This is a genomic window from Mesorhizobium loti (assembly GCF_003148495.1).
Classification (GTDB): domain Bacteria; phylum Pseudomonadota; class Alphaproteobacteria; order Rhizobiales; family Rhizobiaceae; genus Mesorhizobium; species Mesorhizobium loti.
On sequence record NZ_QGGH01000002.1, the window covers coordinates 943348 to 968913 of the forward strand.

22 protein-coding genes are annotated in these 25566 nt (G+C 61.9%); 14 read left to right on the forward strand and 8 right to left on the reverse strand.

Annotated features, from left to right (window positions below; translation table 11 throughout):
* Nucleotides 1-4: 4 nt before the first annotated feature.
* A complete protein-coding gene (locus tag C8D77_RS13105; RefSeq protein WP_170136739.1) occupies nucleotides 5-1789 on the reverse strand; it encodes a bifunctional alpha/beta hydrolase/class I SAM-dependent methyltransferase in 1785 nt (594 codons plus the stop codon).
* A gap of 39 nt (nucleotides 1790-1828) precedes the next feature.
* Nucleotides 1829-2437, reverse strand: a complete 609-nt coding sequence (locus C8D77_RS13110; RefSeq protein WP_109663085.1) for a CDP-alcohol phosphatidyltransferase family protein — start codon at nucleotides 2435-2437, stop codon at nucleotides 1829-1831.
* A 213-nt stretch (nucleotides 2438-2650) separates the two neighbouring features.
* Between C8D77_RS13110 and C8D77_RS13115 the strand changes: the two genes are divergently transcribed.
* The 4 genes from C8D77_RS13115 to C8D77_RS13130 all read left to right on the forward strand — a co-directional run bounded on the left by C8D77_RS13115 (nucleotide 2651) and on the right by C8D77_RS13130 (nucleotide 9113).
* Nucleotides 2651-3130 carry a MarR family winged helix-turn-helix transcriptional regulator gene (locus tag C8D77_RS13115; protein ID WP_109663087.1) on the forward strand — a complete coding sequence of 160 codons (480 nt, stop codon included), beginning with the start codon at nucleotides 2651-2653 and terminating at the stop codon, nucleotides 3128-3130.
* Nucleotides 3127-4308: an HlyD family secretion protein gene (locus tag C8D77_RS13120; protein ID WP_109663089.1), complete on the forward strand. Its 1182-nt coding sequence runs from the start codon at nucleotides 3127-3129 to the stop codon at nucleotides 4306-4308. Before C8D77_RS13115 ends, C8D77_RS13120 begins: the two co-directional genes overlap by 4 nt.
* Nucleotides 4309-4617: 309 nt before the next feature.
* Complete coding sequence (locus C8D77_RS13125; RefSeq protein WP_109663092.1) at nucleotides 4618-6150, forward strand: DHA2 family efflux MFS transporter permease subunit; 1533 nt, start codon at nucleotides 4618-4620, stop codon at nucleotides 6148-6150.
* 281 nt (nucleotides 6151-6431) lie between these two features.
* On the forward strand, nucleotides 6432-9113 hold the full coding sequence (locus C8D77_RS13130) for an EAL domain-containing protein (RefSeq protein WP_109663094.1): 2682 nt from the start codon (nucleotides 6432-6434) through the stop codon (nucleotides 9111-9113).
* A gap of 69 nt (nucleotides 9114-9182) precedes the next feature.
* Here the strand turns inward: C8D77_RS13130 and C8D77_RS13135 are convergent, their stop codons facing one another.
* Nucleotides 9183-9656 carry a CAP domain-containing protein gene (locus C8D77_RS13135; protein ID WP_425453730.1) on the reverse strand — a complete coding sequence of 158 codons (474 nt, stop codon included), beginning with the start codon at nucleotides 9654-9656 and terminating at the stop codon, nucleotides 9183-9185.
* A 203-nt stretch (nucleotides 9657-9859) separates the two neighbouring features.
* Between C8D77_RS13135 and C8D77_RS13140 the strand changes: the two genes are divergently transcribed.
* Nucleotides 9860-10423, forward strand: coding sequence for a GNAT family N-acetyltransferase (locus tag C8D77_RS13140; protein WP_109663099.1), 564 nt, complete (start codon nucleotides 9860-9862; stop codon nucleotides 10421-10423).
* Between the two features lie 62 nt (nucleotides 10424-10485).
* A complete protein-coding gene (locus C8D77_RS13145; protein WP_109663403.1) occupies nucleotides 10486-10884 on the forward strand; it encodes a VOC family protein in 399 nt (132 codons plus the stop codon).
* On the opposite strand, the gene C8D77_RS13150 is transcribed toward C8D77_RS13145, so the two are convergent.
* Nucleotides 10868-11257: a winged helix-turn-helix transcriptional regulator gene (locus C8D77_RS13150; RefSeq protein ID WP_109663102.1), complete on the reverse strand. Its 390-nt coding sequence runs from the start codon at nucleotides 11255-11257 to the stop codon at nucleotides 10868-10870. The genes C8D77_RS13145 and C8D77_RS13150 overlap by 17 nt on opposite strands.
* 106 nt (nucleotides 11258-11363) lie before the next feature.
* Between C8D77_RS13150 and C8D77_RS13155 the strand changes: the two genes are divergently transcribed.
* Nucleotides 11364-12080 carry a glutathione S-transferase family protein gene (locus C8D77_RS13155; protein ID WP_109663104.1) on the forward strand — a complete coding sequence of 239 codons (717 nt, stop codon included), beginning with the start codon at nucleotides 11364-11366 and terminating at the stop codon, nucleotides 12078-12080.
* Between the two features lie 154 nt (nucleotides 12081-12234).
* Here the strand turns inward: C8D77_RS13155 and C8D77_RS13160 are convergent, their stop codons facing one another.
* Nucleotides 12235-13458, reverse strand: a complete 1224-nt coding sequence (locus C8D77_RS13160) for a TadE/TadG family type IV pilus assembly protein (protein WP_109663107.1) — start codon at nucleotides 13456-13458, stop codon at nucleotides 12235-12237.
* Between the two features lie 297 nt (nucleotides 13459-13755).
* On the opposite strand from C8D77_RS13160, the gene C8D77_RS13165 reads away from it, so the two are divergent.
* Entirely contained in the window at nucleotides 13756-14580 is an 825-nt protein-coding gene (locus C8D77_RS13165; RefSeq protein WP_109663405.1) for a DUF2189 domain-containing protein, read from the forward strand.
* Between the two features lie 10 nt (nucleotides 14581-14590).
* Here the strand turns inward: C8D77_RS13165 and C8D77_RS13170 are convergent, their stop codons facing one another.
* Nucleotides 14591-15223, reverse strand: coding sequence for a LysE family translocator (locus tag C8D77_RS13170; protein WP_109663408.1), 633 nt, complete (start codon nucleotides 15221-15223; stop codon nucleotides 14591-14593).
* Nucleotides 15224-15350: 127 nt separating this feature from the next.
* Nucleotides 15351-17336, reverse strand: coding sequence for a TadE/TadG family type IV pilus assembly protein (locus tag C8D77_RS13175; protein ID WP_164548667.1), 1986 nt, complete (start codon nucleotides 17334-17336; stop codon nucleotides 15351-15353).
* Between the two features lie 255 nt (nucleotides 17337-17591).
* Between C8D77_RS13175 and C8D77_RS13180 the strand changes: the two genes are divergently transcribed.
* From C8D77_RS13180 to C8D77_RS13190, 3 genes are all read left to right on the forward strand, one after another.
* Entirely contained in the window at nucleotides 17592-18452 is an 861-nt protein-coding gene (locus C8D77_RS13180) for a TIGR01459 family HAD-type hydrolase (RefSeq protein WP_170136730.1), read from the forward strand.
* A gap of 6 nt (nucleotides 18453-18458) precedes the next feature.
* Nucleotides 18459-19439 carry a bifunctional riboflavin kinase/FAD synthetase gene (locus C8D77_RS13185; RefSeq protein ID WP_109663413.1) on the forward strand — a complete coding sequence of 327 codons (981 nt, stop codon included), beginning with the start codon at nucleotides 18459-18461 and terminating at the stop codon, nucleotides 19437-19439.
* Between the two features lie 74 nt (nucleotides 19440-19513).
* Nucleotides 19514-19840 carry a hypothetical protein gene (locus tag C8D77_RS13190; protein ID WP_109663416.1) on the forward strand — a complete coding sequence of 109 codons (327 nt, stop codon included), beginning with the start codon at nucleotides 19514-19516 and terminating at the stop codon, nucleotides 19838-19840.
* Here the strand turns inward: C8D77_RS13190 and C8D77_RS13195 are convergent, their stop codons facing one another.
* Entirely contained in the window at nucleotides 19841-20395 is a 555-nt protein-coding gene (locus tag C8D77_RS13195) for an HdeD family acid-resistance protein (RefSeq protein WP_109663419.1), read from the reverse strand.
* A 195-nt stretch (nucleotides 20396-20590) separates the two neighbouring features.
* On the opposite strand from C8D77_RS13195, the gene C8D77_RS13200 reads away from it, so the two are divergent.
* The 3 genes from C8D77_RS13200 to C8D77_RS13210 all read left to right on the forward strand — a co-directional run bounded on the left by C8D77_RS13200 (nucleotide 20591) and on the right by C8D77_RS13210 (nucleotide 25543).
* Nucleotides 20591-21397 carry a MipA/OmpV family protein gene (locus C8D77_RS13200; protein ID WP_109663111.1) on the forward strand — a complete coding sequence of 269 codons (807 nt, stop codon included), beginning with the start codon at nucleotides 20591-20593 and terminating at the stop codon, nucleotides 21395-21397.
* Between the two features lie 290 nt (nucleotides 21398-21687).
* Entirely contained in the window at nucleotides 21688-24651 is a 2964-nt protein-coding gene (gene ileS / locus C8D77_RS13205) for an isoleucine--tRNA ligase (RefSeq protein ID WP_109663113.1), read from the forward strand.
* Between the two features lie 211 nt (nucleotides 24652-24862).
* The gene (locus C8D77_RS13210) at nucleotides 24863-25543 is read left to right on the forward strand and encodes a hypothetical protein (RefSeq protein WP_109663115.1); all 681 of its coding nucleotides are present in this window, start codon (nucleotides 24863-24865) and stop codon (nucleotides 25541-25543) included.
* Nucleotides 25544-25566: the final 23 nt, after the last annotated feature.

The window sequence follows — 25566 nt, forward strand, 5'->3', positions numbered from 1 at the left end:
CTGGTCAGCGGCGCCGCGCGACCGAGACGGTGAAGATGCCCCATTGGTCGATGCGCTGCTCGAGCTTGTCGAAACCGGCGGCTTCGACGAGCTGGTCCATCTCGCCTTGCGTACGCCGGCGCATCACCCAGGCTTCGCCGCCACGATGCGAGGTCAGGCTGCGGGCGATCATTTCGAGCTGCGGGTGCCAGGGCTGGTTGGTGTAGAGCAACAGGCTGCCCGGCCGCATGGCGCTGGCCAATCCACCGAGCGAGCGGACGATCATCGCGTTCTCGGAGAACAGTTCGTAGAGGCCGGAAACGATGGCGAGATCGGGCGTCGGATCGATCGAGGCGAGCATGTCGGCATCGAAGGCGTCCGCACGCTGGAACGAGACATCAGCCGACAATTGCCGCTCAGCGATCAGCTTGCGGCCAAGCTCGACATTGAGGTCGGAATAATCCTGCAGGCGCACGCTCGTCGGCTGGTCGGGGCTCTTCACGATGGCATCGAGAACATAGCGGCCGTGGCCGGCAGCGATGTCGAGAATGTGCGCCGGCCGGCCAGCGGCCTTGAGCGTCGCCAGGCAAGAGCCGATCAGTTCTTCCAGATGCAGCTTGCGCTGGCGGATGCCGCGCCAGCCGATGGCTTCCAGGAAGATGCGGTCGACGACGCGGCCAACAGGTGTCAGACCGCGCGCGTCGTTCTCGTAGACGTAATCCAGAGTCGAGCCGGAATCGAAGCCGGTGGCGATGCCGGTCTTCATACCCTGGGAGACCCAGGCGCCCATGCGGATGGAGGCGCGGCTGAATGCCCAATAGAGGCCCTTGGGCGACAACAGATCGAGCGGCGAGGCAAGCCTGTCGGCCTCGTCGCGGGTGTAGCCGGCGATGTCCGCCTGCTTCAGGTCGACCGGCGCGTCCGGTGCCGCGAACTGCTTCGCCAGAAATGGCCGGATCAGGTCGAGGGCCTTTGCCCGGTCGCGTTCGCCCAGCGTGTCGTGGAAGAAACCCGGCAACACATGGCGTTCCTTGGTGCGGCTGCCGAGATTGACGAAGAACGCGTGCTGCGGGCCGTGGCGCACCACCCAGTCGCTGCCCGAGAGCAGAAGCTGCGTCGGCACGGTGATGGCGCGGGCGTCGGCGACGATGCGTGCCGCATGCTGGTAGAGTTCGACCAGGATGTTGGAGGCGATCGGCCGCGTGATCAGCGGATCGCTCTCGAAAGAGGCGATGCGCACCGGATCATGGGTGAGGAACTTCGCCTTGACGTAGGAATTGACGAAGAAGCGGCCCTTGATCTTCTGCCAGAACGCGATGCCTTCCTTGGCGAAGGGCACGTAGAGTTTTACCGAAAAGGCGGGTGAGGCCAGCACCATGGCGCGCAGTCTCGGCGCATAGTCATGAACCCAGGCGGTGGCAAGCACGGCGCCGAAGGATTGCGCGATCAGCGCGATATCCTGCGTGGCGAAGCCATCCCTGGCGGCGATCTCGCGCATGAAGCAGTCGATGTCGCGCACCAGCGCCGAGAAGGAAGGGGCATAGCCGCGCTCGCCGGACGAACGGCCATTGCCGCGGGCATCCCAGGCATAGAAGGCGTGATCCGGCATCTGCAATTCATCGACGAGATGGGCCATGCGGCCGCCATGCTCATGGCCGCGATGGAACAGCACCACCGCGCCCTTGGCACCGGCGGAAGCTGCCGGCCAAAAGCGGTAGAAGATCTCCGTCCCGTCATGGCTGCTGAATACCCGCTCCTGCGCTTGCCGCTCAAGGTTTTCCGTGGCCGCGGCGGCGATCGGTTCGTGCATCATGGTCTTTCCCTTTGGCGGCATGGCGAGCCTCGATGCTCAGCTGGCGCTGCCAATAAGGCCGGCGCGTATCCGGTTTATGGCGGTCAGCAGCGAAAGCGTTGCCATGGCCGGAAACACAAATGGCGCGATGGATGCCGGCCAGAGCCCGGTGGCGCACAGCACGGCGACAACACCGAGCGCCAGCGCCCTGTCGCTCTTGCCGAACGGCCCGGCATAGTTACGTCCGATCTTGGCGGCGATGCCGAGCACGCCGGCGAACTCGGTCAGCACGGCTGATATCGCGAAGGCAACGACGCCCCATGGGGCAAACTGCGGAAAGACGGCAAAGGGGAGAATGAGCGCGAGGTCCGAAACGACGTCGCACAACTCGTTCAGATACATGCCGAGCGTCGAGGCCTGCCCGTGTTCCCGCGCCAGCATGCCATCCACGGCATTCAGCGCCATGCGCACGAACATCACTGCGGGAATGAGCAACAGCAGCCAGCGCCATTCATGCAGGATCGCGATGGCCGTCCCGGCCGCGACCGACATCAGCGCCGCCAGCATGGTTACGCTGTTTGCGGTTACCCCGATTGCCGCCAGCCGGTTGACCAGCGGCCGCAGTCGTCCCTGGAAAGCCGGCTTGAGAGCGTAAAGCGTCGGCATTTTCGTGATCCCCCGATCCTGATCAGCGGCTGTACATTAATATGTCAAACGCGACCAGAGCAGAGGACGCTACGGTTCGACTGCCACGGCCCGCGCCGGCCGTTGCCAAATCGCTAACCATGATTGGCCCGGCATGGCTCTCATGCACATTTGCCGGCTTCTTGTGCAGCGCGGCATCTTGAATAGTAAGCACGCTTATTATATATACCGCTCATGGTTTCCGATGGCATCGACAGATTGGGGTTCTTGATCCACGACGTGCAGCGCTTGATGCGCAAGCGCTTCGAGGCGAGGGCCAGCGGCTTGGGGCTTTCTTCAGCCCAATGGCGGCTTCTGGTCCGTGTTGCCAAGGAAGACGGTGTCGCGCAGGCGCGGCTGGCCGAACTTCTCGAAATCGAGCCGATCAGCGTTTCGCGCCTGGTCGATCGCATGGAGGAGGGCGGCTGGATCGAGCGTCGACCCGACGCCACCGATCGCCGCGTCCGCATGATTTTCCTGACGCCCAAGGCGAGCGATGCCTACGCCGTGATCAAGAGCATTGCCGGGGAAGTCTATGAGGAATCACTGGTCGGCGTGAAGCCGGAAGCCCGCCGTGTCCTTGTCGAGGGGCTCGAGGCGATGGTCCGGAACCTGACTGACGACGAGACGCCGTCCATTGAAAAAGTAAAGAATACAGAAGGCACAGCAGCATGAACGCGGTAGCCAAGATAGACGAGAAAGTGACAGAGCTGGAGATGGAAGCACCGGAAAAGCCGGCCGCGCCCCCGGTGGCGGTTGCTCCTCCGGTCCAGCCAGCCCTGGCGCCGGTGAAGAAAAAGCGCCGGCTGGGCCGTCTCCTGCTGATGGTCGCGCTGCCCGCCGCGCTGGCTGTCGGCGGCGGTTACGTCTGGGTCACCGGCGGCCGCTACCAGGAGACGGAGAACGCCAATCTGCAGCAGGCCAAGGTGTCGATCGCTTCCGACACGGCTGGCCGCATCGTTAAAGTCGACATCTTCGATAACCAGCTGGTCAAACAGGGTGACGAGCTGTTTGCCATAGATCCCGAGCCCTACCGGATCGCTTTGGCGCAGGCCGACGCGGCGGTGGCGGGCGCGCGTCTCAATGTCGAGCAGCTGCGCGCGGCTTACGGCCAGTCGATGGCTCAGCAGAAATCCGACACCAGTCAGGTCGCCTTCGCCCAGTCGCAGTTCGACCGCGCCGCCGACCTTGCCCAGAAGGGCATCAACGCCAAGTCGTCGCTGGACGAAGCCAAGAACGACCTCGACAAGGCCAAGCAGCAGCTCGCCGTTGCCGAGCAAGGCATCATCAGCGCCAAGGCAGCCCTTGGCGGCAATCCCGACATCGAGACCGACAAGCACCCGACTGTGATGGCCGCGCTCGCCGCACGCGACAAGGCGGCCTACGATCTGGCGCAGACCACGGTCAAGGCGCCGGCTGACGGCGTCATCAGCCAGGCCTCGTCGTTCAAGGTCGGCCAGTATGTCGGTTCCGGCACGCCGCTGTTTTCACTGGTCGAGACCGGCGACACTTGGATCGCCGCCAATTTCAAGGAAACGCAGCTCACCCACATGAAGCCCGGGCAGAAGGCCGATATCGTGGTCGATACCTATCCGGGACGCACCTTCGAGGCGACGGTCAAGGCGATTGGCGCCGGCACCGGTGCCGAATTCTCGCTGCTGCCGGCCCAGAACGCCACCGGCAACTGGGTCAAGGTCACGCAGCGCATTCCCGTGCGTCTCGAACTGACCGATGCCGACGCCAAGATGGCGTTGCGCACCGGCATGAGCGCCACCGTTACCGTCGACACCGGCGTGGTGCGTGGCCTGCCGTCGATCTTCGGTCACGCCACGGCCGGCGAGGCCGCGCAGTAAAAATCAACAGAATCCCGCTGGGATCAGCGGGTGGAGGTGAATAGCAGGATTGGTCTGATGGGAGGAGCTGGAAGGATCAGAATTTGGGCGAAGCCGCATCGCAGCTCGACTGAAATCTGAAATCTTCGACGCAGACCCGTCGGTCCTCATGTTTCCGGGCGGCAGGCATCCGCTCATCAGAGACTCTCAGTCGATGTAACCCCCACATCGATAATCGCGTCCCACCGCGATGAGGGTCTCTCAACGGAAGGCGTTGCCGCCCGGAAACCCGTTGTACACGTTTTTGTTACCTGCTGGAAGTTCCCTGTCATGAGCACGCCTGAACCCTTCAAAGAAGTGCCGCATCGCGGCCTGATTACGGTCGCGCTCATGCTGGCGACGATCATGCAGGCGCTCGACACGACGATCGCCAACGTCGCGCTGCCGACCATGACGGGCGATCTCGGCGCCTCGCCGGACAACATCAACTGGGTGCTGACCTCCTATATCGTTGCCGCCGCCATCATGACGCCGGTCACCGGCTGGCTGGCCGACCGCTTCGGCCGCAAGGAACTGTTCCTGACGGCAGTGGTCGGCTTCACCGTGTTCTCGATGCTGTGCGGCATCGCCTGGAGCCTGGAGACCATGGTGTTCTTCCGGCTGATGCAAGGCGTGTTCGGCGCCGCGATCGTGCCTCTGTCGCAAACCTTCCTGCTCGACATTAATCCCAGGGAACGCCATGGCCAGGCGATGGCCATCTGGGGCGCAGGCATCATGCTGGGGCCGATTCTGGGCCCGACGCTTGGTGGCTGGCTGACCGAGAATTTCAACTGGCGCTGGGTGTTCTTCATCAACCTGCCGGTCGGCATCGTCGCCTTTCTCGGCATGGCCGCCTATTTGCCGGCCGTTGCCCGGCGCGTGCGCGGCTTCGATTTCTTCGGCTTCGCCATGATATCGCTCGGCGTCGGCGCGCTTCAGCTGCTGCTCGACCGCGGCGGTGAGGTCGACTGGTTTTCATCGGTCGAGATCTGGATCGAGCTTGGTCTCTCCCTCACCGGCTTCTGGGTGTTCATCATTCACACGATGACGGCGGAACACCCCTTCATCGATCCCAAGATCTTCCTCGACCGCAATTTCGTGACCGGGCTGGCGTTCATCTTCGTCATGGGCGTGCTCATCCTGGCGAGCATGTCGCTGCTGCCGCCGATGCTGGCGACCATCTTCGGCTATCCGACCGTCACCATCGGCGTCGTCATGGGGCCACGCGGCGTCGGCACCATGATTTCGATGCTCGTCGTCGGGCGGCTCATGAGCAAGATCGACGCCAGGATCCTCGTCGTCATCGGCTTCCTGCTGACCGCGCAGTCGCTCTACACCATGTCCAGCTTCACCCCGCAGATGGACAACTGGCTGATCATCAGCTCCGGCGTCATCCAGGGCCTGGGTATGGGAATGGTGTTCGTGCCGCTGTCGACCGTCGCCTTCGCCACGCTTGACGTGCGCTTCCGCACCGATGCTACGGCTCTGTTCAGCCTGGTGCGCAATCTTGGCTCGTCCATTGGCGTGTCGGTCGTGACGGTCCTGATGGTGCGCAACACGCAGATCAATCACACCGAGCTTTCGGCCTTCATCAACCCGTTCAACCCAAATCTGTGGGCGGTTTCTCCGGCAGCCGCAAGCGGCGATCCGATGGCGCTTTCGCAGGTCGATCGCATGGTCAATCTCCAGGCGATGATGATCTCCTACGTCAATGATTTCAAAATACTCATGGTAATGACGCTGCTTGCCATCCCGTTTGTTTTCCTGCTGCGCAAGCCAAAGCAGGCGCCTGCCGGTGGCGCACCAGCCGCGCACATGGACTAGCTTCGCCCTAGAATGGGCGCAGGCCTGATGGTGTCACGCGCCGGTTGAAGTGCGAATCATGTTGCGGCGGTGGCCGACCGAATTCATCCTGATGTCGAAGAATACTGAGCCCGAAAGTTCAAAATCGGCTCGATAACAGCGCTTGAGTCTCAGGTATCCAGGTTGCGCCGAATCGGTCTCGGACCGGTTCATCTGTCGTTAGTACATCTGTAACACTATCGATCGACTTTCGTTTTACAAAACAATCGTCTTTTTCTAGGCGCCAAACCGGAGGAGGTCTGTTGGTTACGAAATCATCCAGGAGACCCGCCGAAGCGCCCGAGTCGACCGGTCTGGCCGCCCTGACAAAATTGGCGGCCGTCTCGCATGAAATCCTCGAACGCGAGCTTCGGGCTACAATCGCCGCACTCGAGGGGCAGGCGCTTCGATTCGAGATGGTGATCGACAACATCTCGCAAGGCATCTGCTTTTTCGGCGCCGATGAACGGCTGATCCTGTCCAACCGTCGCTATGCGGAGATTTACCGCATTGTGCCCGAACAATTGCAACCGGGCCTGACATTGGGCGAAATAGTCGAACGCCGCGTCGCTGCCGGGACATCCGCTATGGCTGCCGACGCCTATCTCGCATTGGCCCGGTCGGTCAATTCGAGTACCACTTCGAGGATCTGGACCGCCAATATCGCCGACGGCCGGACGATTCAGGTCTGCCATCAGCCAATGCCCGACGGCGGTTGGGTTTCCACGCATGAGGACATTACGGAGTTCACTGCGAATCGTCTGATTGCGGACGAGCGCATCTCGCTGCAAACGCTGATCGACTGGGTACCCGGCTATCTGTGGGTCAAGGACACCGAAAGCCGCTTCGTCGTGGTCAACAAGGCCCTTGCGTCCGACAGTGGCCGAGAGAAGACGAGCGACATGATCGGCTTGACCGATTTTGATCTTCATGCCCCCGAACTTGCGCAGAAATTTCGCCTCATCGAGCAGAACGTCCTCAACAGCGGACAACCGATGATCGACGAGGAGGAGTTCGTTGTCGATGCGTCGGGCGCCGGCAAGTGGCTCTCGTCGACGAAGGTTCCGCTGCACAATGTTCAAAATGAGATCTTCGGTCTGGTTGGCATCGCCCATGACATCACTGTCCGCAAGCAAGCGGACGTCCTTCGTGACGGGCAAGCGCATATCCTGGAAATGATCGCGATGAGCGCTCCGCTCGAAGATGTGCTCGACCGCCTCATGCGCCTCGTTGAATCCCAGCTGACAGGCATATTCGGTTCCGTCTTGCTGCTCGACAAGGACGGCAGCCATTTGCGGCACGGTGCGGCGCCGAGCTTGGTGAAAGACTATACGAACGCCATCGACGGGATCGCCATCGGTCCCAAGGTGGGATCGTGCGGGACCGCAGTCTACAGGCGGGAGCCTGTCATTGTCACCGACGTCATGCAGGATCCGCTGTGGGAGGATTACCGCGAACTGGTGGCGGTCTACGGCTATCGTTCCTGCTGGTCGACCCCGATCCTGTCGCATCAGGGCGCCGTGTTGGGCGTATTTGCGATGTATTCGATGACGGTGCGCGGACCGGCCGAGGCCGAGACCCGGCTGATTGATTTCACAACCCGCATCGCCGGAATCGCGATCGAGCGCAAACTGGCTGAAGACCAGATCCATTTCATGGCCAACCATGATGTGCTTACCGGGCTTCCCAATCGCGCCTTGCTGGAGGACCGGCTGTCGCAAGCGGTCCTGTATGCGCAGCGATACGATCGCTGGGTGACGGTGGTGTTCATCGATCTGGACAACTTCAAGCTCGTCAACGACACGCTCGGCCACAATGCCGGAGACGAACTCCTGAAGACTGTCGCCAGCCGTATGGTTGAATGCGTACGGGCGACCGATACGGTTGTGCGACTTGGCGGCGACGAATTTGTCATCGTTCTGTTCGACCAGCCTACGAATGTCGATCGCATCTCGGAGACCTTGCAAACGATCCGGGCAGCGATTGCAGCGCCGGTTCATATCGAAGAGCATCACCTGAGGACGACGGCCAGCATCGGTATCGCGAACTACCCCAAGGATGGAGCGAGCCCGAAAACGCTCCTGGCCAATGCCGATGCGGCCATGTATCGCGCAAAAGAGCTCGGCCGCGACAATTTCCAGTTTTACGCTCCTGAATTCAACTCGAGGGCTCATGAAAAATTCGTGCTTCAGGAGGAATTGCGAAACGCCTTGGCCCGTTCGGAATTCGCGCTGCTCTATCAGCCCCAGGTCGATCTTCGCTCGGGGCGCGTCTTTGCGGTCGAAGCGTTGATACGCTGGAACCATCCGACACTGGGCGTGGTTTCGCCGATGACGTTCATTCCGACGGCCGAGGAGACAGGTCTGATCGTGCCGATCGGCGACTGGGTTCTGCATGAGGCCTGTCGACAGAACAAGGCCTGGCAGGATGCGGGTCTGCCGCCGATGACTGTTTGCGTGAATGTGTCTGCACGGCAATTCAGGGAAAGGAACCTGGTCGGCCGTGTCGTCAACGCGCTTAAGGATAGCGGTCTGGAGGCCAGATATCTCGAGTTGGAGGTGACAGAAAGCCTCATCATGCAGGATATCGAATTGGCGGTCGCCACGATGAACGAACTGCAAGCCCTGGGCGTTCAGATATCGATCGATGATTTCGGAACGGGCTATTCCAGCCTCAGTGCACTCAAGACCTTTCCAGTCGCACGGCTGAAGATCGACAAGTCCTTCATCAACGATCTCGCTGCCGATGAGAATGATCAGGCTGTCACCAGCGCCGTGATTTCGCTGGGTCAAAAGCTGAATATGAGAGTCATTGCCGAGGGCGTCGAAACAGACGATCAGGTGGCCTTCCTGCTCAAAAACAATTGCGACGAAATGCAGGGCTTCCATTTCAGCAGACCGGTCTCTGCCCAAGATATCGAGAAATTGCTCAACCACAAGAATTGACGGACTGGTCAGCCAGCGGTCTCCCGTGCGGCTCGACGAAGATCGCGGCCGGCAGCGACAAGCCTGCTCTTATTTCCCGAGCACGAGGCTCCAGTAGCGGAGGTTGCCGTCGCTGCCGTCGCGCACATAGGCAAGGCCGAAGCGGGTGAAGCGCGGGTCGAGCATGTTGCGGCGATGGCCAGGCGAATGCACCCAGATGTCGAACAGCTTCTGTTGGTCGAAACGGCCCTCGGCGATGTTCTCGGCGGCCGCACCCGCAATGCCATTGCCCTTGACGCGCGAGGCGAAATCCTTGCCCCAGGCGGTGGTGTGGCTCATGCGACGGCGCTGCGCCATATAGCCGGCCTGCTGCAGGGCGGCCTGCTCGAGCTGCCGGTCGGGGACCAGCGGCGCCAGCCCGGCCGTGGCGCGGATGCTGGCAAGCGTGCCGGTGGCGGATGAGGAGACCCCGGCACCGTCGCCGGTTGGCAGCGAAACGGTGCTGCAGGCGGCGAGACCGGCCAGCGCGACGAGGCCGGTCAGCACCATGCGCCTGCTCGGCATTGGGCGCGGTTCGATGGAATGGGAATGATCAATGGCCATTCTTGTCTGAATAGTCGCGATCATGGCTTTTGACGGGCAAGCGGTGAAAATTGCGCGAGAACCCATGCGTTGGTTTTCGCGAAATGCATCGCGTAGTGTTGAAGTGTCGAAGCACACCCGTTCGGCCAGCATAGTCCAGACGGCCCATGTGACGTGAGAATCCGATGCCAAAACCTGCCCGTGCCTTTCCGACGCTCTCCACCTCCCGCCTGCTGCTGCGCGCCCCGACCGCCGAAGATGCCGCCGCCTTCCGGGGTATCCTGTCGATCCCCGATGTCACCCGATTCTCGAACTGGCCGGATGCGCCGGCCAAGGTGGTGGCTGAACGGGCGATGAGATGGATGTGCAAGGCCTTTCCCACTGGCAAAGGGTGCGCCTGGATAATCGAGGATCGCGCTTCGAAGACCATGGCCGGTGCGATTCGGTACAACTGGTTCGTCAACAGATCGAAGTGCGGCGAGATCGGCTACGAACTGCATCCGGATTTTTGGGGCAAAGGTCTGATGACCGAAGCGGCTGCTGCCGTCGCTCTTTGCGGCCATCGGTTTTTCGGGCTCAATCGCATCGAGGCGTGGACGCTGCCGGGCAATACCGGATCGGACCGTGTGCTGGAGAAAGCCGGGTTCCGCTACGAGGGAACCCTGCGGCAGAAAGCCCGGTTCAAAGGCGCCTACCACGACTTCAGGATGTTTGGACGACTGGCCGGCGATCACGCGGGCCAGAACTGAACAGCATGCTGGCTATTCGAAGTCGTTCGACCATGCCTCTCAAAAAGGGATTTTTTGCCAAGATGCTCCATCACGTTTCTTTCGGCGTTTCGAATATCGAACGCGCGGCTGCCTTCTACGACGCCGTGCTGGGGCCGCTCGGTTATATCAGAGTCTGGGACGATCTCCGACCCGGCGAGCCCGATCAGGCGGTGGGCTACGGGCCTGCCGGTGGCGGCGACAAGCTGGCGATAAAACTTTGCCCGAAAGGGCAGCGTCCGCCCGGTCCGGGTTTTCATCTGGCTTTTGCCGCCCCGGATCGCCAGAGCATCGCACAATTTCATGCGGCCGCGCTTGCACATGGCGGCCGTGACAACGGTGCGCCCGGCCTGCGCCCCGACTACGGTCCGTATTATTATGCCGCCTTCGTCGTCGATCCGGATGGACATCACATCGAGGCGGTTTTCAACTTGCCGAAGTGATTGTCTCCACTGTCGCCGTGCCGGAATAGGTTTCCAGCATTGGTGAGACTTGGCCGGTCCGGTCGTCTTCGGTCCGTTCCCACCACGAGCCCAGCGCGTCGATGAGCGGTACAAGCCTGCGACCCGGCGCAGTCAGGTCGTAGTCGACATGCAGCGGATAGCCCGGGCGCGCCGTTCGCCGCACGATACCGGCGTCCTCCAGCTTGCGCAGTTCCAGCGCCAGAATGCGGTGCGACACAGTCGGGTTGTCGCGCCTCAGCTCGCTGAATCGCTTGGTTCCGTCCTTCAGATAATAGAGCAGCAGTGTGGGCCAGCGGCCACTGAGCACGCGCATGGTCTCTTCGATCGGGCAGCGCGAGACGACGTCTTTCATGGGCGGGTCCTGGTTACAGAATTGTGCGTAATTTACATGGGGCGACCAGTGTTTAGGGTCAAGTTTCGCTGCGCGGCGTGATCCCTTCAATCATGGAAGAAAACAAATGGAACCTATCCTCTTTTATGGCTTCCCGGCGGGAAGCTCGATGGGGCTCGTCGCTGCCTTTGAACGCGTCGGACAGCCCTATCGCCTGTGCCGCGTCGACATGCTCACCGAGATGAAGAACGATGCTTATGCCAGCATCAACGGCCGTCAGGAAACGCCGGTTTTGATCACCGACGAAGGCACGGTGGTCACCGAGACCATGGCCATCGCCGCGTGGCTCGAGGCGCGTGACACGCAACGTCGCATCAGCTTCGACCCGCGCACGCCGCAAGCCGACCGCATGCATCAGTTGATGGCCTTCGTGAACACCGGTTTCACCGCCGCTTTCAGCCCGCTCTGGGTGGCATTGGAAATGGCCGCGGATGAACCGGCGCTGAAGGCGATCTTGCGCGACTTCGGCCGCAAGGCCGTTGCCGAACGCCACGATCGCCTCGAAGAGATGATCGTCGACACGGACTTCCTGGTCGGCGATCGGCTGACGCTGGCCGATACCACGCTGATTGGCGTGGCACGTTGGGCGGAGTTCCACCAGGCGGTCGACGGCGCTGCCTATCCCAGGTTGGCCGGGCTGCGCCGCCGCATCGAAGCCGATCCGGTCGTGCGATATGCCCTGGCTGTCGAGGATGGCGAACAGCCCGCCGGTTCGGGCGCCTGCCTTGGCCACGTCCCTCTGGCCGATGTGATCGATCGCTTCGCTGCACCGGCGCAACCGTAACGATGCTCATTTTCAACTGGATGTGCTTTTGTGAAAAGGCACTTATCTGCTGGAGTGCGGTTGCCGCACTCCAGCGTTGTTGAACGCGACCGCCATCTTCTCAACGCTACCGCCGGCGCCTGCGGATGTCAGGTCAAATGTTGGGAGCCGTCTCTCATTTCACGAGAGTGATCATCCGGTCAGCATACATTGCGCGATTTCCAAGCGCAGCCGTGCAGTCCGACGCGACGGACGAGTTTCCGGTCATCTGTACCGTATTGCCGACAAGCCTGAGACAGTCGCCCTGGGCGCTCATATCAGAATTTCCGGCGTAGGAAATGGGCGCGTTCGGCGCGTAGATGAAGCCGCTGAGCACGGAATTTGCGCCGCCATTCAACGTCAGGGCAGACGTATTGCCGCGATCCTGGAAAATGGTGATACCAGCATAAGGGCCGCTGCTGGGTGGGGAAAGGTTCACGGTCTCATTGGCATTTATGTAGATCTGAGCGTTTTCCACGAGGAATATGGTCACGCCCTGGCCAGTCAGGCTGCCGTTTCCCCCTGGCTTTATGGTGGTGCCGCGCATGATGTAGACGCCCGGATTAAGCGTGATGTTCCCCGACAATGTCTTGTCGCAATAAGTGCCGGGCGACAGGGTGTAGGTTTTGCCGTTCGGGACCGGCAAACACAATGTGTAAGGGGGAGGAAGGACGTCGGCCAGTGGATCAAAAGACGCGTACCGATGTTCGTGCGGCGTTCCGCAGGCGAGACTGGCGCTGGGTGGCAACAGCCCGCTGGTGCCACCGACGGTTGAGACACAGCCCGCCGAAACCAGTGCGGAGCCGCCTCTATTGACAGAATCGGACGCGTCCGAGTTCGCCGCGATCACGCAATTGGCCATCGAGACGTTGGTCGAGCCCTGTAGGTTCACGGCGGCGGACGCATGCGGATCGAGCGCCAGCACGCAGGCCTGCGCGCCAGGCTTTATCTTGACCGACGCCGAACGGTAGGCCTGCCAGGAAGCCGAGTCGCCGATGAAGCTTGGGTGGCTTATGCTGGACGACAGCGAGACAAAGTAAGCGCTTGGGCTGCCGCTGGCCGTTGCCGCGAAAGTGGAGAGGCCGCCCGAATATTCCTGCGGGTCGGCCGCGCTCAAATTTGCCGCGAAGAATTGCAGCCCAAGTTGCTGAACATCGCCAGCCGCCATCTCGGGAGAGAACTTCGTGCCGACGGCGAGCCCTGCCGCGTCCAGCGAGTTCTGTAGTTGCGAGGCGTCATGGCTCGTGCCGACCACATCAATGGCACCAGCCAAACCAATCATTATCGGCAGCATCGCTATGGCGGTCGTTATGGCAAAGTTGCCACGCTCCGAAGACCAGAAGCCTCTCAATGCGAACATCGCCCCTCGCCAAGACTTATAAAGCTGAGGTGATACGCCATGGGTCTCTACGAGCTATTTAAGGAAATGCTAAAATACGTAAATGGTAAAATGCAGTATAATGATTGGCCAAAACGAAGCCTGCCAAGGCACGGCCATATGCGAGGCGATACTGAGAAATCTGCACAACGAGCTGCTCCCCAGGCCATTGACGCAGCGACAATCGCCGCCAACTCTGCTATCGTGCCTTTCGTTCTTGAAGTGGCAGCTCTGGCGGCCATCCTGGCGGTGACCGCCCCGACACACGGGAGGAAGGTTATGGCCGGCTTTCATGTCATGGCGGACGCACGTGGAATGCATGTGCAGCCAGCGGTGCGCCGCATCACCACGTCGGACCTTTGGGATGCGCTGCGCCTCGGTGCCGAGGATTTCTGGGCAAAACCCTCGCACTATGTGTTCCTGTGCCTGATCTATCCCATCGTCGGCCTGATCGTGACGAGGTGGACGTCTGGCGCCAATGCCATCCAGCTGATCTACCCCCTGATGTCGGGTTTTGCGCTGGTTGGGCCGTTTGCCGCGATCGGCCTTTACGAGATCAGCCGCCGGCGAGAACTCGGCATGAACACCTCCTGGCGGCATGCACTCGATGTGCGCCGCTCGCCGGCGGTTCCGTCGATCGTGGTGATCGGCATCATGCTGGTCGCGCTGTTCCTGTTGTGGCTCTACACCGCACAGTCGATCTACACCGGCCTGTTCGGCGATCAGCCGCCGGCATCGATCGGCAGCTTCGTCCGCGAGGTGCTGACGACCGGCAAGGGCTGGACGTTGATCCTTGCCGGCAATGCCGCGGGTTTTGTCTTCGCCGTGGTCGTGCTGGCCACCACCGTGATTGCCTTCCCGCTGCTGCTCGACCGTGATGTCGGCGCCGTTTCGGCCATCGAGACTTCGGCCCGGGCGGTGATGGCTAACCCGCTGCAGATGGCGCTGTGGGGCTTGTTGGTCGCCGTGCTTCTGGTGATCGGTTCTATCCCGCTGTTTGCCGGGCTCGCCGTGGTCATGCCAGTGCTCGGCCATGCCACCTGGCATCTCTACCGCAAGGTGGTCGAGCCGGAGCGGGCGCAGCAGATAAGGCGGCCGATGTAACGAAGCGCTCTCAGCGCTGCGCGTCGGTCGCCATCTTCAGCGCGAGTGCTGCCAGCACGGTCCCCATCATCCAGCGCTGGATGACCAGCCACAATGGCCGCCCGGCGAGGAAGGTGGCGATCGAACCGGCCGTCACCGCGATGATGGCATTGACGCTGAGGCTGATCGTGATCTGCGTCGCGCCCAGCACCAGAAGCTGCGACAGGACATGGCCCTTGTCCAGGCTGATGAACTGCGGCAGCAGCGACAGATAGAGCACGGCCACCTTCGGATTGAGCAGATTGGTCATCAGGCCCATTGCGAACAGCTTGCGCGGCCGATCCCTCGGCAGTTCGCGCACCTGGAATGGCGAACGCCCGCCCGGCTTCACCGCTTGCCAGGCCAGCCACAGGAGATAGAGCACACCGGCAAAGCGTAGTGCGTCATAGGCATAGGGCACGGCGAGCAGCAGCGCGGTGATGCCGAAGGCCGCAGCCAGCACATAGAAGAGAAAGCCCAGCGCCACGCCGCCAAGCGAGATCAGCCCCGCCTTCAGTCCTTGCGACAGGGAACGCGAGATCAGATAGATCATGTTGGGGCCAGGCGTCAGCACCATGCCGAGGCAGACCAGCGCGAAGGCGAGATGATTGGCGGTTTCGGGCATCGGTTCGTTCCCCAGCGCGCGCTGCCGTGGATGCATAATGCCGCGAGCCGCCTACAGGTGCCTGTCCCTGCAGGCGCGCGCAAGGGCATGGCGGCGCCAGCCGTTGCGCCAGTTTAGTGCCTTCGGATCAGCCGACGACGCGCAGGTTCGACAATTCGTTGCCGATTTCCTTGAAATCGTTCGACAAGGTGGCGCCGGTCGCATTCCAGAACAGTTTGGCCGGCTTGCTGGCGTCCGTCGGATCCTTGCGGAAGCGTGAGTCCGACGAGCACGATTTCAGCGCATCGATCGCCTGCTTGTCGGACGTATTGGTTGTGGACAGGTCGAGCGCCACCGTCATCACCATGATGTTGGCTGCCTTGGCGTTGTTGCAAAGTGTCGCCATCTGCTGGTTCAGCGCATTGGTATAATTGCCGTTCGAATAGTCGAACTGGCCGATGGCACTCGACGTGCCCAAGAACAGGCGGCCGACCGAAGTGCCGTTGTAGCCGGGGTTAAGATAGCCGTAGGACGCATAGGTCGACTTCGAGCTGGCGGGGTCGGAATAACCCAGCGAGGACGGCGTGTAGTAGGTGTTGGCGCCGTCGGTCAGCACGATCACGACCTTGTCGTTGCCTCTCTCGGTTTCCGGGCGCCCTTGCGTGAACGGCTCGCCGCTCGAAACCACCCGCCAGCCCCAGGCCATGCCCTCGGGAACATTGGTGCCGCCATCCGGCTGCATCAGGTCGATCGCGGCCTTGATAGCGGTAAGCCCATCGGTGACGCTGACGTCGGTCAGTGGCGTGATCGGGTTGGTGGAGCAGCTGTAGCTCGGGCCGTTGCCGGCCGGCAGCGCCGGCGCATCGATCGGCCGCGGTTGGAAATATTTGGCCATGTTGCGCAGCCGGGATTGGCCGGTGCTGCTCGTCGGGTCGTCATTCCACCAGCTGTTCACCGCGCCATAGGCCGTCGGCGCGGCCTCGTCGGGATCCTGGGTGAGCTTCCAATGATTGCCGGGTTCGTCCGGGGCGAACATCGGCACGAACATCGTTGCCGGATCGCCAACCCCTATGCCGGTGTTCGCCGAGCCGCCGGACGGCGCGGCATCGTTGACATTGTAGGGATAGGGCCGGGCCTCGACGCAACCCTGCCAACTGGCGAATGGGCCGTAGGAATCGATGTAGTCATATTCGTCGTGGTTTCGTTTGCAGGTGTTGTTCGAGTTGTATTCGTCGCAAACCACACGCTTGCTGTTGGTGACACGCTCATGGTTGGTGACGACCTTCATATCGCGGTAGAGCGAGAACCGGGTCAGCATCTGGCCCTCGTCGGCACCCCATCCCGAACCGCGCTTGTACCAGATGCCATTGGTCTGCTGGGCGTATTTGGTGGCCGTGTTCAGCGTCGACCAGTCGAAATTCTCGTTCGATACCGGCGACAGGCCTTCGGTATCCATCCAGGACGCATTGCCGTTGCCGGGACCGACATTGACCGATGCGGCAAACGGCACGAGGCCGAACTGCACCGGCCTGTCGACCTGCTTGATCATCGCCGCCTGCAGGGCCAGCGTGTCGACCAGCTGTTTGGCCGCGGTCTTGAGAAGGTCGATGCGCTTTTGCCCAGAGCCCGTTCCGGTCTTGGTCATCGATCCGGAATTGTCGAGCACCAAGGCGACTTCCAGGGTGTTCTTAAGCCGCACTTCCGAAGTGACGTTGAAGCTGATCTTCTGGTTTGCGTCAGTTTCGGATTTGCCGACGAGTTGGCCGAAGACAGGATAGAAATAGGGCTTGTAGTCAAGCCGCGCGCTCATCTTGAGCAGACCCCCGCCGACGGTATTGCTTGGCAAGGTGACGCTGAGCGTCGTGTTGGCGGGATCGACCTTGTTGAGGTTGGCATTGAAGAAGTCGAGCGCATAGGCTCTCAACTGGTCGTCGGTAGCACCTTCCGTCAGCCGGCGCGCCGTGGCGAAGTTGGCGGCATCGAGCGCATTCAACACCGTCTGTTTTTCACGACTCATCTCGGTGAAATCGACCGCGATCGCCAGGCTGCCCATCAGCGGAACCATCGCAACGACCGTCATAAGAGCATAGTTGCCGCGTTTGTCGCGGCAGAACTGACGCCAAAGTTCATGCATGTCTTGCAGCGGCCCCCGCCGACGGATTCTCGGTCGACGCCAGCTTTCCCACAAAACGCTGAAGGCCGTGTTTGGGAAATCGCTCGATTGCAGGGTCGGCACTTCACCAACCGCTAACCAATGGGCACCCTCGCTGACGCTGCGCAGATGCCCGGCGAAAGCTGGTGACAGGCCGGAGCGGTTCGGCTAATCCGAACCGGCTGCGGCGAACCGTCGGTCGCGGCGGTCGCAATGATCATGACTGAAGGAAACGGCATGGCGGATTCGCCTGAAATCATCGGCTCGCTCGAAGACGTGTCGAAAGCCTATTCGGCAATCCTGTGCGATGTCTGGGGCGTGGTCCACAATGGCGAGAGGCATTTCCCTGTGGCGGCCTCGGCACTGGCAAGGGCTCGAGAGGCGGAAATCCCCGTCGTCCTGATCACCAATTCGCCGCGCCGAAGTGCCGATGTCGTGGCGCAGATGAACGCGATCGGTGTTCCACCGTCAGCCTACGACCGAGTGGTCACCTCAGGCGACGTGACCCGGGATCTGATCGCCGAAGGTCCGCGCAAGATTTTCCATATAGGCGCCGACCGCGATTTCACGCTCTATGACGGTCTCGACGTCGAGCTTGTCGAGGAGTTCGAGGCGTCCGGCGTCGTCTGCACCGGCCTGTTCGATGACGAGGTCGAGAAGCCCGAGGATTATACCGAGCTTCTGCGGCGGCTGCGCGCCAGGAACCTGCCTTTCATTTGCGCAAATCCCGACATTGTGGTCGAGCGTGGCGAACGCATCATCTGGTGTGCCGGCGCATTGGCACGCGATTATGCCCAGCTCGGTGGCCGCACATTGATCGCCGGAAAACCTTACGCGCCGATCTATAACCTCGCGATGAAGGAGGTTTCGGAGATTCTTGGCCGACCGATCGAGCGCGGCCAGGTGCTGGCCATCGGCGACGGCGTGATGACCGATGTGAAGGGCGCCGCCGACAATGGCTTCGATGTCCTCTATATCTCCGGCGGTATCCATGCCCGCGACTATGGCGATGCACTGCAACCGGATCCGGCAAGATTGGCGACCTTCCTGGAAAAGCATGGGTATCGTCCGGTGGCCGTCATTCCCAGACTGCGGTAGGTGACGATGGCAGCCTTCCAGCGCATTCTGGCGACCGCACCGCTGTCCGCAGACCTGCGCGGCGGCGTGGTGGCGATCGGCAATTTCGATGGTGTCCATCGCGGCCATCAGGCGGTGCTCGAGCGGGCCTCGACTGAAGCCCGGCGGCGCGGAGTGCCGGCCCTGGTGCTGACATTCGAACCGCATCCGCGCAAGATCTTCAGGCCTGATATCCCGTTGTTCGTGCTGACGCCGCCGCCGATGAAGGCGCGGCTCCTGTCGCTGCTGGGTTTTGCCGCGCTCGTCGAGCAGCCGTTCACGCGCGACTTCGCCTCGCTGTCGGCGGAAGCATTCGTGACCGATGTGCTGGAGAGGAACCTTGGCATTACCCACGCGGTGACCGGGTTCGACTTCCATTTCGGCAAGGATCGTCAAGGCGGCCCAGCCTACCTGATGGCGGCCGGCGAGCGTCACGGCTTCGGCGTCACGCTCGTCGACGCTTTCCGTGACGAGGGTGCCGAGGTGGTCTCGTCCAGCCGCATCCGCGGGTTGCTGAGCGAGGGCGAGGTGGCCGAGGCCGCCGGACTGCTCGGCTATCGCTTCACTGTCGAAAGCGAAGTGGTCGGCGGACAGCAGCTCGGCCGCACGCTTGGCTTTCCAACCGCGAATATGAGGCTGTCGGCCGAAGCCGCACTCAAGGAGGGCATCTATGCCGTCCGCTTTCGCCGCGCCGACGGCACGCTTCACGACGGTGTCGCCAGCTTTGGCCGTCGCCCGACCGTTGACGACAATGGTGCGCCGCTGCTGGAAACCTTCGTCTTTGATTTCTCCGGTGACCTCTATGGCGAGGTCTGCCAGGTTTCCTTCTTCGGTTTCCTGCGCCCGGAGGTGAAGTTCGAAGGGCTCTATGCGCTGGTCGCGCAGATGAAGCGCGATGAAGCCGAGGCACGCGCGCTGCTTGCCGGCGTCAAGCCGCTCTCGGACCTGGATCGCGCCATCGCCTTCTGACGGAATCGCCGAAACTGCGGCGAACTGTGAAGAAGTTCATCGAAGGTGGCCGCCAAAACGCCCAACACTCCTCGATGAAAATCGACCTGTCTGTCTGGAGCGTGGTGCTGGTTTGCGCCGGTCTATTTATCCTCTGCGATGGGCTGAGCGCGCATTGGGGCAAGACCGGCAACGGCCGCAGCCTGGCATACGTCATGCTGCTGTCGCCGCTCTCCTACTCAGTATTCGCTTTTATCAACACAAAGCTGAACCTCGCCGTGACCGGGGCGCTGGTCAACACCATCGTCGTGGCCGGCGCCGTGCTGGTCGGCACCCTTGTCTTCGGCGAAGAACTGTCCTCGACGCAATATCTTGGAATTGCGCTGGCGCTGGTTTCGGTGACGCTGCTCAATCTGACGTGACTATTTCTTCAGCGCGAGGCCGACGGCGATGAAGGTCCAGCCCTGGAAGATCAGGTCGATCGCCAGGAAGAGACCCAGCACCCACAGGCTGTTGACCGGCCAGCCCATGGCGATGATCAGGCCGGCAAGCGCGCTGATGACACCGGCCGCGACGACCCAGCCCCAGCCGCGTTCCGGCCGGTGGCTGTAGCCGACCCAGGCCCGGAGCACCCCTGACGCGACCAGGGCGATCGCCAGCAGGAACGTCAGGACCGCTGAAGCAAGCAGCGGATTGTCGAAAGCGAAGAAGCCGGCAACGGCGTAGAGCAGTCCGCTGAGCAGCCAGTAGAAGAAGCGGCTCCAGGTCTTGACGCCGAACGCATGCACGATCTCGATGACACCGGCCATCAGCATCAGCCATCCCACGACATAGACAGAAGCCACCGTGGTGATGAACAGATTGGCGAAGGCAATGCCGCCGAAGATGAGCAGCAGCACGCCGAGCGCGACAAACCATCCCCATTTTGTCCGTGTCTGTTCGATCGCGATTTTCAAGGCGTCGCCGTGCAGGGTCATTGTCGCGGTCTCCATCAAGGGCTACGGGATACTGCCGGATGGAAGTTAGTCCCGGCGCCGGCCAACGTCCAGTCGATGACCAGCAGCGGGATCGCGGCAAACCGTGAGCGGATGTCTCCGGGTTAAATCAAATTTTACCAAACGGCCGTCAAAGCTGTCATCGGTAACCGTGTGTGTTGTGTTAGTGGAGTGGCCATGAGTCCGGTCGGAAGAATCTCTCTGGTGTTGGCCGCTGTGGTGCTGAGCGGCGCGGGTACTGCCAATGCGGGCGAGGGCAGTTGGCTGTCCGGCGATTGGTATCTGACCGTTGGTGCCACCGGCATGGTGGCGCCGAATTTCGAGGGCGGCAAGGAGTACCTGCTCAGCGCCTCGCCGATCATTTCGTTGGGCAAGGCCGGACCGGCGGCACGCTTCACTTCGCGCAACGACAACATCTCGCTGGCGCTAGTCGACGATGGCGGTGTCCGCGCTGGCCTGACCGGCAAGTTCCTGTTTTCCCGTGACGATGACAACGCCGATGAGCTGAAGGGTCTCGATCCGGTGCGCTGGGGCGGCGAGGTCGGCGGCTTCTTCGAATTCTATCCGACCGATTGGCTGCGCGCGCGCGCCGAGCTGCGCCACGGCATTCGCGCTCATAACGGCTTTGTCGCCGACATCGCTGCCGACGCCTTCTACGACGTGACGCCAACCGTGCGGATTTCGGGTGGACCGCGTGTTTCATTTGCCTCGGGCAACTATTTCGACGCCTATTATGGCGTCAATGCGCAGGAAGCCGTGGCCTCGGGCTTGAGCGAATATCATCCCGGTGGCGGCCTGAAATCGACCGGCCTCGGCGGCGCCATAACCTGGAAGGTGACCGAGCCGATGACTGCCAGCCTGTTTGGTGAATATTCGCGCCTGATGGGACCGGCGGCCGATTCCAGCCTGGTCAAGGAACGAGGCGACCGCAATCAGTTCATGATCGGCGTGTCGACCACCTATCGCTTCGATTTCACGATGTAAGCGAATCGAACGAGAGACGCTTTATTCCTGCGCCTATCTCCGCTAAAAGCCGGGGCATGACGAGCTTTTCGCGCCTTTGCCGGCCGACCATACGAATTATAAGCCCGGTGTTCCGGGCGGCCTGAGCGCCGCCGGAGCCGCCGGGAATCTTGGCGTGCGCCCTCGCGCTTTTTCCAAATCATCAGGCATGTCGCCCAAAAGTGGCCCCGGTTTTGGGAAAACGACATGCTCAAAAAGTATAGTTCAACGCCCGAGCTCCTTTGCCGCCGGGCAATGCACATGGCAGACCAATGACCGATACCGCTGAAACGATCGATTATTCCAAGACGCTTTACCTGCCGCAGACGGATTTTCCGATGCGCGCCGGCTTGCCCGAGAAGGAGCCGCTGCTGGTCAAGCGCTGGCAGGACATGGACCTCTACCGCAAGCTGCGCGAGGATGCTGCCGGCCGCACGAAATACGTGCTGCATGACGGCCCGCCCTACGCCAACGGCAACATCCATATCGGCCATGCGCTGAACAAGATCCTCAAGGACGTCATCACCCGCTCGTTCCAGATGCGCGGCTATGACTCGAACTATGTGCCGGGCTGGGACTGCCATGGCCTGCCGATCGAATGGAAGATCGAGGAGCAGTACCGCGCCAAGGGCAAGAACAAGGACGAGGTGCCGGTCAACGAATTCCGCAAGGAATGCCGTGAGTTCGCCGCGCATTGGATCACGGTGCAGGGCGATGAGTTCCAGCGGCTCGGCGTCATCGGCGACTTCAAGAATCCCTATACGACGATGGCTTTCCATGCCGAGTCGCGCATTGCCGGCGAACTTTTGAAATTCGCCATGTCGGGCCAGCTCTACCGCGGTTCCAAGCCGGTCATGTGGAGCGTGGTCGAGCGCACGGCACTGGCCGAGGCCGAGGTCGAGTACCAGGATTATGAGTCCGACACGATCTGGGCGAAGTTTCCGGTCGCCAGCCTGGTCCGTCCCATCGATGATGGTGAGACCAAACTGACGGAGGGAGCCCTCGACCTGCTCCAGGCCCACGTCGTCATCTGGACGACGACGCCCTGGACCATCCCCGGCAACCGCGCCGTCAACTATTCGCCGCGCATCAGCTACGGCCTCTACGAGGTGACGGCGGCCGAGAACGCGTTTGGCCCGCAGCCGGGCGAAAAGCTGATCTTTGCCGACGCACTGGCCGAGGACGCCTCGGCCAAGGCCAAGGTCACCTTGAATCGTCTCCGCAGCGTTTCGGCGCAAGAGCTTGGAAGCCTTACGCTTTCGCATCCGTTCAAGGGCTTTGGCGGCGGCTACGAATTTGCCGTTCCGATGCTCGCCGGCGACCATGTCACCGACGATGCCGGCACCGGCTTCGTCCACACCGCGCCCGGCCACGGCCGCGAGGATTTTGACGCCTGGATGGATGCGGCGGCGGATCTGCGCGCACGCGACATCGACAGCGCCATCCCGTTCACCGTCGACGATGGCGGTTTCTTCACCAAGGACGCGCCGGGTTTTGGCCCGGATCGCGAGGGTGGGCCGGCGCGCGTCATCGACGACAACGGCAAGAAGGGCAACGCTAACCAGGCGGTCATCGACGAGCTGATCAAGCGCAACGCGCTGTTCGCGCGGGGTCGGCTGAAACACTCCTATCCGCATTCCTGGCGGTCGAAGAAGCCGATCATCTTCCGCAACACGCCGCAATGGTTTGTCTACATGGACAAGGACCTCGGCGACGGCTCGACGTTGCGCAGCCGCGCGCTGAAGGCGATCGACGACACCCGCTTCGTGCCCGCCGCCGGCCAGAACCGCATCCGCGCCATGATCGAGGAGCGCCCGGACTGGGTGCTGTCGCGTCAGCGCGCCTGGGGCGTGCCGATCGCCGTCTTCGCCGATGCCGATGGCAATGTGCTGAAGGACGAGGCGGTCAACCAGCGCATCATGGACGCCTTCGAACAGGAGGGCGCCGACGCCTGGTTCGCCGCCGGCGCCAAGGAGCGTTTCCTCGGCAATCACGATGCCTCCAAATGGAAGCAGGTGATGGACATCCTCGACGTCTGGTTCGATTCGGGCTCGACGCACGCCTTCACGCTGGAAGATCGTCCTGACCTGAAATGGCCGGCCGACGTCTATCTCGAAGGCTCCGACCAGCATCGCGGCTGGTTCCACTCCTCGCTGCTGGAAAGCTGCGGCACCAGGGGCAGGGCGCCTTACGACACCGTCGTCACCCATGGTTTCACCATGGATGAGGATGGCCGCAAGATGTCGAAATCGCTCGGCAACACCGTCGTTCCACAGGACGTCATCAAGCAGTCGGGGGCCGACATCCTGCGTCTGTGGGTGGTGACGACTGATTACTGGGAGGACCAGCGGCTCGGTAAGAACGTGCTGCAGACCAACATCGACGCCTATCGCAAGCTGCGCAACACTATCCGCTGGATGCTGGGCACGCTCGCCCATGACGATGGCGAGGAGGTGCCGCTGGGGAAGATGCCGGAGCTGGAGCGGCTGATGCTGCACCGGCTCTCCGAACTCGATGAAGTCGTGCGCTCGGGCTACGACGCCTTCGAATTCAAGCGCATCACCCGCATGCTGCTCGATTTCATGGTGGTCGAACTATCGGCGTTCTATTTCGACATCCGCAAGGACGCGCTCTACTGTGACGCGCCGTCGAGCCTAAAACGCAAGGCTTCGGTGCAAGTGGTGCGCCATCTCTTCGATTGCCTGGTGAAATGGCTGGCGCCAATGCTGCCCTTCACCATGGAAGAGGCCTGGCTCGATCGTCATCCCGACGCCGTCTCGGTGCATCTCGACCAGTTCCCGCAAATCCCGGCGGACTGGAAGAATGAGGCGCTGGCGGAAAAGTGGCGCAAGGTGCGGCAGGTGCGGCGTGTCGTCACCGGCGCGCTGGAGATCGCGCGCGCCCAGAAGGTGATAGGGTCGTCGCTGGAAGCAGTGCCGGTCGTCACCATCAACGATGCAGCGCTCGAAGCGGCGATATCCGATGTCGACATGGCCGAGATGGCGATCACCAGCGATCTGGTGATCGCTCATGGCGAAGCGCCTGTGGGTGCCTTCACGCTTGACGACGTCAGGGGTGTCGCCGTGGTGGTCGAAAAGGCCGAGGATCGCGGCCTCGTGAAATGCGCACGGTCCTGGCGCTACACCGCCGATGTCGGCCAGGATCCGGAATTTCCGGATGTTTCGGCGCGCGATGCGGCGGTACTGCACGAATTGAAGGCGCTTGGCCGGCTTTAACAGGCCGGCCGGCCAGCTTGATCGGTGCACAAATGCCACGCCGGGCGGGCGAAAACCGCCCGCGCGTTGCCCTTAACGAGTGGTTGAGGTAAACACGCGAAACTCCGGAAGACAAATTGTCGCCGGATTTCCGTCGCAAGTGCTTGGACGATGGGGACCGGTCATAAGGCCGGTGGCAATCGAGAGGCTGTCTACAGTGGGACTTTTTGGCATGACCGAGAGATATAACGTGCGCCTGGCGCTGCTGGCGCCGCTTGTCGCATCGGGCCTCGCTTTGTCCGGCTGCATGGGGTCTCCGACCTATGGCACCGACAAGACCGCCGGCGAACAGCTGGCCGGCGATATTTCGGGCGCCTTTTCGTTCGCGCCGAAGCGCAAGGAACAGATCGACTACAAGCCGCGCCCGACGCTGGTGAAGCCGGCGCCAGGCCAGAAGGAAGCGCTGCCGGCGCCGCAGGACAGCATCGAGACGGCAAGCGCCGAATGGCCCGAATCGCCCGAGCAGCGCCGCGCCCGCTTGCGCGCCGACGCCACCGCCCATCAGAACGATCCGGCCTATCAGTCGGAGATCGTCGACGACGTGCAGACCGATCCGGCCTCGGTGAAGAAGGCGATGGCGGATTCAGGTTCGAGCCACCCGCCGGCGTGGACACCCGCTGATTCCGACAAGGGTCGTGCCGCCGAGATCCAGCGCCGCCTCGCCGATAGCAAGCAGGGTGACCCGAACACCCGCAAATATCTCAGCGAACCGCCGGTGCAGTATCGTGTGGCAGCTGGCACAGCGCCGCAGAATGAGCTTGGTGAGGACGAGTACAAGAAGGAACGTCGTCTCAAGAAAGAGGCGGAAGGCAAGAAGGGCAGCGGCTGGTTCGACTGGATGCCGTCCTTGTAAAAACTGCCCCTTTGTTGTTTCTT